General features: G+C 41.4%; 8 protein-coding genes. 3 read left to right on the forward strand and 5 right to left on the reverse strand.

The window, feature by feature from the left end:
- Positions 1 to 4: 4 nt before the first annotated feature.
- From HGJ91_RS15195 to HGJ91_RS15210, 4 genes are all read right to left on the reverse strand, one after another.
- Entirely contained in the window at positions 5 to 574 is a 570-nt protein-coding gene (locus HGJ91_RS15195) for an aminodeoxychorismate/anthranilate synthase component II (protein WP_291348693.1), read from the reverse strand.
- Entirely contained in the window at positions 575 to 2,065 is a 1,491-nt protein-coding gene (gene trpE, locus HGJ91_RS15200) for an anthranilate synthase component I (RefSeq protein WP_291348694.1), read from the reverse strand. It abuts the gene before it with no gap.
- Positions 2,066 to 2,373: 308 nt separating this feature from the next.
- Positions 2,374 to 3,168: a nitrilase-related carbon-nitrogen hydrolase gene (locus tag HGJ91_RS15205; protein WP_291348695.1), complete on the reverse strand. Its 795-nt coding sequence runs from the start codon at positions 3,166 to 3,168 to the stop codon at positions 2,374 to 2,376.
- Between the two features lie 22 nt (positions 3,169 to 3,190).
- Entirely contained in the window at positions 3,191 to 4,114 is a 924-nt protein-coding gene (locus HGJ91_RS15210; protein ID WP_291348697.1) for a ketopantoate reductase family protein, read from the reverse strand.
- 152 nt (positions 4,115 to 4,266) lie between these two features.
- Here HGJ91_RS15210 and HGJ91_RS15215 point away from each other — a divergent pair, with 152 nt between their 5' ends.
- Positions 4,267 to 5,787, forward strand: coding sequence for a radical SAM protein (locus tag HGJ91_RS15215; protein WP_291348698.1), 1,521 nt, complete (start codon positions 4,267 to 4,269; stop codon positions 5,785 to 5,787).
- A 3-nt stretch (positions 5,788 to 5,790) separates the two neighbouring features.
- On the forward strand, positions 5,791 to 7,047 hold the full coding sequence (locus tag HGJ91_RS15220; RefSeq protein ID WP_291348699.1) for a CinA family nicotinamide mononucleotide deamidase-related protein: 1,257 nt from the start codon (positions 5,791 to 5,793) through the stop codon (positions 7,045 to 7,047).
- Here HGJ91_RS15220 and HGJ91_RS15225 read toward each other — a convergent pair.
- Complete coding sequence (locus HGJ91_RS15225; RefSeq protein ID WP_291348700.1) at positions 7,009 to 7,767, reverse strand: alpha/beta hydrolase; 759 nt, start codon at positions 7,765 to 7,767, stop codon at positions 7,009 to 7,011. The two genes, HGJ91_RS15220 and HGJ91_RS15225, sit on opposite strands and share 39 nt — an antisense overlap.
- A 66-nt stretch (positions 7,768 to 7,833) precedes the next feature.
- On the opposite strand from HGJ91_RS15225, the gene rlmD reads away from it, so the two are divergent.
- Positions 7,834 to 9,222 (forward strand): 23S rRNA (uracil(1939)-C(5))-methyltransferase RlmD, encoded by a 1,389-nt coding sequence (rlmD, locus tag HGJ91_RS15230; protein ID WP_291348702.1) that lies wholly within the window; start codon positions 7,834 to 7,836, stop codon positions 9,220 to 9,222.
- The last annotated feature ends 75 nt before the right edge of the window (positions 9,223 to 9,297 follow it).

Consider the following 9,297-nt stretch of genomic DNA (forward strand, 5'->3'; position numbering starts at 1 on the left):
GGTTTTATGCTCCTTTGATGAAATTTCTGATCAGTCTTTTCCCCAGAGTGGTCATAAAGGATTCAGGATGAAACTGGACACCCTGGGTTGGATGCTCTTTATGTCGAATCCCCATGATTTCACCATCTTCAGTCTTAGCGGTAATGGTCAGGCAGTCGGGAAAATTTTCTTGGGAAACCGCTAGGGAATGATACCGCATGACGGTAAAGGGTTTGTTGATGCCTGAATAAATTTGTTCTCCGTCAGAGGTGATTACGGATGTTTTTCCATGCATGATCTGTTTTGCATGGATGATTTTTCCGCCAAAGTTCTGGGCAATGACCTGGTGGCCTAGGCAGACGCCAAGAAGGGGAACAAGCCCTGAAAAATGTTTGACAACCTCAAGGGAGATGCCCGCATCTTCAGGACGGCCGGGTCCGGGAGAGATGACAATAGCCCCTAAGTTTAAAGCCTTAAGATCATCAATGGACACCTTGTCGTTTCTGAACACCTCCACATCCACCCCTGTATGAAGGATATAGTGAACCAGGTTGAAGGTGAATGAATCATAGTTATCGATCACTGCAACTAACATTTATCGGCCTCCGCTATTATTGCCAAGAGTAAGTTTTAGGGCCATCTCTACACTTTTTGCCTTATTTTGGCACTCCAATAATTCTTTTTGGGGGTCAGAATCATATACAATCCCGGCCCCGGCCTGAACCGTCAGTTTGTCATCTTCCATGACAGCTGTCCTGATGGTTATGGCAAAATCCATGTTTCCGGTAAAGGAAATATAACCTGCGGCCCCACCATAAACTCTTCTTTGGGTATTCTCAAGTTCAGATATAATTTCCATGGCACTGATTTTGGGTGCACCGGACAATGTTCCGGCCGGGAACGTGGCTTTGAACAGATCATAGGCATCAACACCTTTTTTCATATCGCAGGTGATATTGGATACCAGATGCATGACATGAGAGTACCGTTCAATCACCATGGTATCGGTGACCTGAACAGTTCCGGCTTTTGCCACACGGCCTAAATCATTTCTGCCAAGATCAATGAGCATGACATGCTCGGCTTTCTCTTTTTCATCATTTAGAAGCTCATCAGCCAGTTTTCTATCTTCCTGTTCGGTTTTACCCCTGGGTCTTGTACCGGCGATGGGTCTTAAAGTGGCGACATCATTTTCAAGTCTGACCATGGTTTCGGGTGAAGAGCCTGCAATGATCATGTCTTTAAAGTTTATGAAAAACATGTAGGGGGAAGGATTAATGTATCGCTGGGCACGGTAAATCAGGATCGGATCAACATCTGCACGACATGAGAACGCCTGGGAATAAACAGCCTGAAAAATATCTCCTTCAACAATATGCTCTTTGATTTTTTCGACGCCTTTTATATAATCCTGTGGTTTTGTTTCAGATTCAAGTTGAACTTCAGAGGATTGAAACTGTTTTGTTTGCATAAAAGGGGTGTTGATGGTTTCAAGCATCTGGTCAAGATCATTTTGAGCCTGTTCAAATATGGTCTCGTGATCATTGCTATCAGTGAGGTAACATATTTTAAGACAGGTCAAGGTCTGTTTTATATTATCAAAAATGATCATTTCATCCGGAATGATAAAATGGGCATAAGGCGTATCCTTGGGCAGTGAAACCGGAATGTCTTCAAAAAATGAGACCATTTCATAGGTGAAATATCCTGTAAATCCGCCCCAGAACCTGGGCAATTCAGGAATCTGGGCAGGTTTAAACTCTTTGGAGAGTGTCCGGACCACGTCCAGGGGATCATTGTTGTGAGCAATTTTTCTGGTTTCATCCTTTGTTTGTATCTCAACATCCTGTGAAAAAATTTTAATGGTGCCGAACGCAGACACTCCCATAAAACTGTATCTGGCCCATCTTTCTCCGCCTTCGACACTTTCCAGTAAAAAATTTTCTTTCTCTTTGCTGAAAAATTTTTGTAAAATGGAAACAGGTGTTTCCATATCTGCAAGAATCTGAGTGCAGACAGGAATGACATTGCAGATTTCAGCAAGGGTTAAAAATTTTTGTTTTTCAGGGAATTGTTTTAAAATCATTTCTGTTTCCTTAAACATAAAAAAAGGCTGCGACAGTGTTTTGCTGCCGCAGCCCCTGATTTTTTATTTTTTTTGAACGACTATTCTGGCGGCAGCATGGACCCTATCCAGCCTTGCCACCACCGATTAACGCTATCTTTAATATTTAAAATATTTTTTTTCATATCATTTATGTTCTTTTGTTTCGGGATAAAATAACCAGAATTTTATTTTATGTCAAGGAAAATGTTTCTCTAAATAGAAACAATCCTGCTCAACCCTTCTAAGGCGTCAATTTAAGCCTTTTGATAAATTTCTTTGCCCTGTTATCAGACAAGAGGATTATAAAATTCAGGCCTTCTGTCGCCGAACAAATCATTATTTTCAGTGATCGCTTTGTCTCTGGCAATTGCCAGGTCGATTGTCTGCACCACAACCTGATCTTCTTCGGAGTTTGACTGTGCCATAATATCTCCCTTTGGCCCGACAATTTGACTATTGCCTGTGAACGAGAGTTCTCCGCGGGGGCGAATTTCTTTTCCCGTTCTGTTTGCTGTTACTGAATAGACCGAGTTTTCAAGAGAACGAGTAATCATGGCTTTCTGGCAATGTTTCAGTACTAAGTTGGAGGGGTGACAAAGCACGTCTGCTCCTTGCAGTGCAAGTACGCGAGCCACCTCTGGAAACACCCAGTCGAAACAGATCATTACCCCTAATTTGGCCCCCCGGATTTTAACGATTTCAAGAGGGGTATTCCCAGGATCGAAGTACTCTTTTTCAGTATTGAAAAGATGGAGTTTTCGGTAGGTATGAATAAGTCCTGATGGCCCAATCACCAGTGCACTGTTATAGAGCTTGTCTCTTTGTCGTTCGGCAAATCCCACCACCAGGTGGAAATCATTGTCTCGACAAAATTTTGACAACCGGATGACAGTTTGAGAGTCAGATACGTCTTCTGCCAGAGTTTTAAGCTCTTTTCGATCCTCAAAAAAATATCCTGTGAATGCCAGCTCAGGGAGTACAATAAGATCCGCATTAACCCCTGCAAGTGTGTCTTGCACCTTTTCCAAATTTTGTGCGGGAGCACCAAATTCGGGACAGTATTGGTAATATCCTATTCGCATTTTATTCCTTCCATGATTAATTTTATTCTGGATACTGCTCTAATACCTGAATAATTTGAAGCACGGTTTGATTCGCTGGTGTTTTCACACCATGAGTTTTACCCAATTCAACTATTTTTCCTCCAAAAATCTCAATTTCGGTTTTGCGTCCTGCCTCAATATCCTGCAGCATTGACGTTTTCCCTTGTGGAGATAAAACCTTTAGAAACGAATACCATTCTTCTATATCCCGGTTTGTCAGATTTACCCCCATAATATCTGTCAATGCAATTACTTCTTTCATCAACTCTTCCATTAACCCCTGGGCTTCCGGAGATTTTTGGAAAACACCAAACGGAGCTCGCATTACAGCGGATGCCTGGTTCACCCCGACATTGATCATGAACTTCCACCACATCATCCGGATCATATCTTCCGGTGTTTCATAAACGATTCCTGCCCTGTCAAATGCTTCTTGCACACAGAGAACTCGTTGGCTGAGATTGGTAGTATTGACAGCCTCACCAAAATAGTGCTTCCCCGGCTTGGTATAAATCGTCTGGTTGCCATGACGGACCGCATCTATTGCAACAGAGATAGTATATAGCATCTTGTCCATGCCATAGATGGAACCAATGTATTCCTCACTCTCAAGGCCATTCATAACAGACATAATGGTGGTTGAATCACTGATAAGTTTTTCCAAACCCTGAACTGCTTTTTTGAGATGATGATGTTTCAGAGTTACGATAATGAGATCAACAGTCGAAGTGGCCTCATCAGGGTGGATGGCCGGGATGGCATAAGATTTTCCATTGACGACTAAACCATTGGTTTTGAGCTTGTCTAAACGGCGACCTGTAGCAATCAATACTGTTGAAAAACCAGTAGTATCGAAAAATTTGCCGGCAAAATAAGACCCCATTGCCCCGGCTCCAAGAATGGCCACTTTTTGGATTTTTTGCATTGATTATTCCTTTCGTCCCTTATCTATATAAAGTGATGAAGGAAAAATCAATCAGGGAAAACCCCTAATTTTTTAAAATTACCAGGTGAGGATTTGGAAGAAATATGGTAAAAACAATAATTTGATTTTGATTAATTTTAGGATATTAACCCATGCTATTGATTTTTCCACCCGTTGCTAAACCGTGTGAACCGCCGGCCGGTGTGGCGCTCTTGTCATCTGCATTAAAAGAGAACAGACGTTCCTGCCATGTATATGATGCAAATGTTGAAGGGCTTTTATATCTGATTAATTCAGATATTGATCCCATTGATTCCTGGTCAAAAAGGGCATTGAAGAACAGAGAAAAAATATTGTGTGATTTAAAAGACAAATCTTTGTATGAAAACATGGACCGGTATCATCAAAGGGTTTATGATTTGAATAAGCTGTTGTCCATCAGTGTGGATACGAAAAGATTCAGGATTACCCTAAGCGATTATTCAGATTCCAGGCTTTCTTCTGTTAACAGCAAAGATTTATTGAAAAGTGCAGGACAGTATAAAGAGAATCCGTTTTACCGGTTTTTTGAAGACAGGGTAAGACCTCAAATTCTGAACTCAGATTCAAAGCACATTGGCATTTCCCTTTGTTATCTGAACCAGGCCTTGGTCAGTTTTGCTCTTGCCGGATGGATAAAGGATAGTTTTAAAGACAAAAAAATTATCATGGGCGGAGGGCTTATATCCTCCTGGATGAGCAGGCCGGATTATAATGATCCCTTTAAAGACCTGGTTGATGTCATGATCAGGGGGGAGGGAGAACAACCGCTTCTGAAACTTTCCGGTGTAAAAGATATTTCTAAGAAGCATTATGTTCCGGATTATGATTTTGTAAAAGATGATCTTTATATCGCACCGGGAAAAGTTCTGCCTTTCAGGGCATCCATTGGATGCTACTGGAGCAAGTGCCGGTTCTGCCCCGAAAAGGCGGAAATCCGTCCCTATAGTTCCCAGCGGGCTTCAAAGGTGTTACAGGATTTAAAAGCGGTTGATCAAAAATATGCGCCTGACTATATACATTTAATTGACAATGCCGTTACCCCGGCTTTTTTAAAAGCCCTGGCAAAGAATAAATTTGGATTTAAATGGTATGGATTTGTGAGATTTGAAAAAGAGTTTCTGGACCCGGGTTTCTGTCATGATCTTAAACGGTCGGGATGCGATATGTTAAAACTGGGTCTTGAATCAGGTGACCAGGGCGTGCTGGACCAGATGAACAAGGGAACCAATCTGAATTATGTGTCAACCATATTAAAGAACCTTCATCAGGCCGGGATCTTAACTTTTGTCTACCTTCTTTTTGGAACAAGTTTTGAGGACGAGAAGGCTGCGTTTAAGACGCTTGAATATATAAAGGCACATGAAAAATATATTAATTATTTAAACTTGGCTGTATTTAATCTTCCCAAATTCAGTGATGATGCCAAAGATCTTGATACCCGGGAATTTTACCATGGCGATCTGTCATTGTATTTAAATTTTACCCATCCTTTTGGGTGGGACAGAAGGCAGGTTAAACAATTTTTGGATAAAACATTTAAGAAACAGGTGTCTGCCGGGTCGGGCATTCGTAAAAACCCAGCCTTTTTTTCATCAAACCATGCTGTATTTTTTAAACCCCAGGGGAAATGAACCATGATTGCTCACATTCTGTCAACGGGTGATGAAGTTCTTTTAGGAGATATTGTTGATACCAATTCAGCCTTTCTTTGCAGTGCGCTAAAAGAAATGGGCATTGACGTTCAAAAGATCGTGGCAGTGGGCGATGATGTTAATGACATTGCATCAGTCATTGGCGACAGTTCTTTGACGGCAGATATCTGCCTTGTGACCGGTGGCCTGGGCCCAACCCGGGATGATCTGACAGCTTTTGCTGGCGGCAAGGCAGCAGATGACAGGCTTGAGCTGAGCCAGGACGCTTTGGCATCCATGAGATCTTATTTTAAGAAAAGAGGATTTGTCTTGACCAAAGACAATGAAAAACAGGCCATGCTGCCATCAAGCTCGAACATGCTGATAAATTATAATGGTACGGCTCCGGGATTTTATATGAAGATCAATAGATGCCTGTTTTTCTTTATGCCGGGCGTGCCGTCTGAAATGAAAATTATGTTTGAAAAAGAAGTCAAAAAGATATTGGTCAATGAATTCAGCCTTACTGATGATATCCTGATTGAACGGCTGACAGTGTTCGGCCTTACCGAATCAAAGGTCGGGTCATTATTAAAAGGGTTTGAAACAAAATTTTCTGAACTGCGGCTGGGATTTCGGGCGACTTTTCCTGTGATTGAAGTCAAAATAATTTTAATTGATTCCCGTGAAGACAAAGATATATCTGATATTGCAAGAGCAAAACAATGGGTGATACAACAGCTTGAAAACAAGGTGATATCCGATCGGGGATTAACCATTGCACAGGAGGTGGGGCGATTGTTGACAAAACTAAAGAAAACCCTTGCCATTGCAGAATCCTGTACAGGCGGCCTGATATCAAATATGGTGACCGATGTGGCAGGCAGTTCTAATTATTTTTTATTTTCAGGCATTACCTATTCCAATGATGCAAAAATAAATATTTTGAATGTCAGAAAAGAGACGATTGTTGAATATGGGGCAGTTCATGATCAGACCGCCCTTGAAATGGCTGAAGGTGTAAGACGTAAAGCCGGTGCTGATTTTGCCATCTCAACCACCGGTGTTGCAGGACCTGGCGGTGGCACTGAAGAAAAACCGGTTGGCATGGTATGTATAGGACTTGCAGGGTCTGAATTGTCAATGGCCAAAACATACCGGTTTTCTTTTGATGACAGGGTTAAGAATAAAAAAATATTTGCCACGACAGGTTTGGAGCTTTTAAGACGGCATCTTGTTTTGTTGGACAAAACACCTTAAAAACCAGGCTATGGCCTCTGTCTCAAATTCAGCCTGATCTTTTTTGTCTGTCATCTGGTGGTCCCCGTTTTTATGGATGATCAATCGTTTGGGCTCATTTGCCAGTTTGTAAATATCTTTGGCATTTGAAACCGGAACCACTTCATCGGCATCCCCGTGAAAAATAAGCACATTGAAAAGGGTATGGATTTTATCTCGAATATTAAATAAAAGGTTCTGCTTGAAAAAGCTTAAGGGCAGGGCAGGCCGGTTTTCATTGGCATCCATTGGAATATTTTCAATAGTGCGGCTCTTTACGGGTGCTGAACAGAGCACAGCCCCGCAAAGATTGATATTCATCTGTAAAAGCGTTTCCCAGGCATTTATACAGGTAGCCCCTCCCATGCTGGAGCCGAAAACAACCAGGTCACGGCTTGTTTTTTCAAGTGATAAGATATGATTTACAGCATTGATAAAATCATGGGTTCGTTTTTCAAGGGAAGTGTCTTTGATAAAGTCACCCTGGCTTTCACCGCAGCCCCTGTGATCGAATCGGAAAAAGGCCATATTGTTTTGGATAAGAAGTTTTGCTAATACGGTTTGCTTTGCAGATTCTTTTGATCCTTCAAGGCCGTGTGAGCCGACAACAAGGGGTGGCTTTTTTGCCTTGGGCAGGTGCAGAATCCCTTTAAGTGAAAACCCCCGGGATATGAATTCAATGTCATAAGAGCTTTTTTCCATACCTTGTCTTTATGCCATTAAACCTTTATAATATCAAGTTTTGAAAACTTGAAAGAAATAAATATTATGACAATTAAGAAAAGAAAAGCGTATGAACTGGAAATTATTGATCTTGCCTTTGGGGGCAGGGGACTTGCAAAACCTGATGGTCTTCCGGTTTTTATCGATCGGTGTGTCCCGGGAGATGTTGTGTTCGCAAAGATTACAAAAAAGAAAAAATCCTGGGCAGAAGGAAAGCTGATAAACATTATAAAGGAATCTGCCTTAAGAAATCAGGGAAAATGCCAATACTGCAATTTTTGCGGGGGATGCAAATGGCAGCAGCTTGGATATGATCTTCAGCTTGAATATAAAAAAAGACATGTGACAGAATCCATGGAGCATATTGGTGGACTGAAGGATGTCCGGGTGAAGGATGTTATACCGTCTGACAGGATTTATGAATATCGGAATAAAATGGAGTTTTCCTGTTCCTCAAAAAGATGGTTGCTACCCTGGGAGCTTGAAAATGATGAGATTAAAAAGGATTTTGGTATTGGACTTCATGTGCCCGGCACCTTTGACAAGGTCATTGATATTAAGCAATGTGAAATCATGCCGAACCTGGGCAATAAGATATTAGACGATGTTAGAAGTTTCATAAAAGAATCAGGTCTTGATGCCTATCATTTAAGGACACATGAGGGGTTCTGGCGGTTTTTAATGCTCCGGCATTCCGTGGCCTTTGATACATGGATGGTTAATATTATAACCAAAACAAAAAGAATTGACGTGGTTCAGAAACTTGCAGACTTGCTGGCACAAAGACATCCACAGATTAAATCCATATTGAACAATATAACGGATTCAAAATCAGGTGTTTCAATCGACAAGGAAGAAATAGGTCTTTATGGTGAAGATCACATAATGGAAAAGCTGGGGAAATTTGCATTTAAAATATCGGCTAACTCATTTTTCCAGACCAATACAAAGTCCTGTGAAAAATTATATTCTAAAGTATCGGAATATGCAGAATTGACAGGCAAAGAAGTTGTGATGGATCTTTATTCCGGAACCGGCACAATCCCCATATGGCTGTCAGGACAGGCAAAAATGGTGGTTGGCATCGAGATTGTCAAAAGTGCAGTTATTGATGCAAAGCAGAACGCAAGGCTGAATGGAATTGAAAACTGTGAATTTCTTGAAGGAGATATCAAGGATGTTCTGCCACAATTAAAGCAAAAGTTCGATGTGATGATTATTGATCCGCCAAGAGTTGGCATGCACAAGGATGTTGTTCAACAGGTCCTTTCGATCGGTCCTGAAAAAATTGTCTATGTATCCTGCAATCCGGCAACCCTTGCCCGGGATCTTGAAATGCTGGGTCCAAAATATGAGGCCAGGGAAATTCAACCAATAGATATGTTCCCCCATACCTATCATATTGAATCTGTTGCCTTACTTTTAAAAAAGTAGAAGGGGTCAGGTTTGCCTTATTCCTTCTTCTCTTTGAGTTTGGAAAACAGGCAGGTTAGAATAATCATATCATCT

The sequence above is a fragment of the Desulfobacula sp. genome, assembly GCF_014237455.1.
Classification (GTDB): Bacteria; Desulfobacterota; Desulfobacteria; order Desulfobacterales; family Desulfobacteraceae; genus Desulfobacula.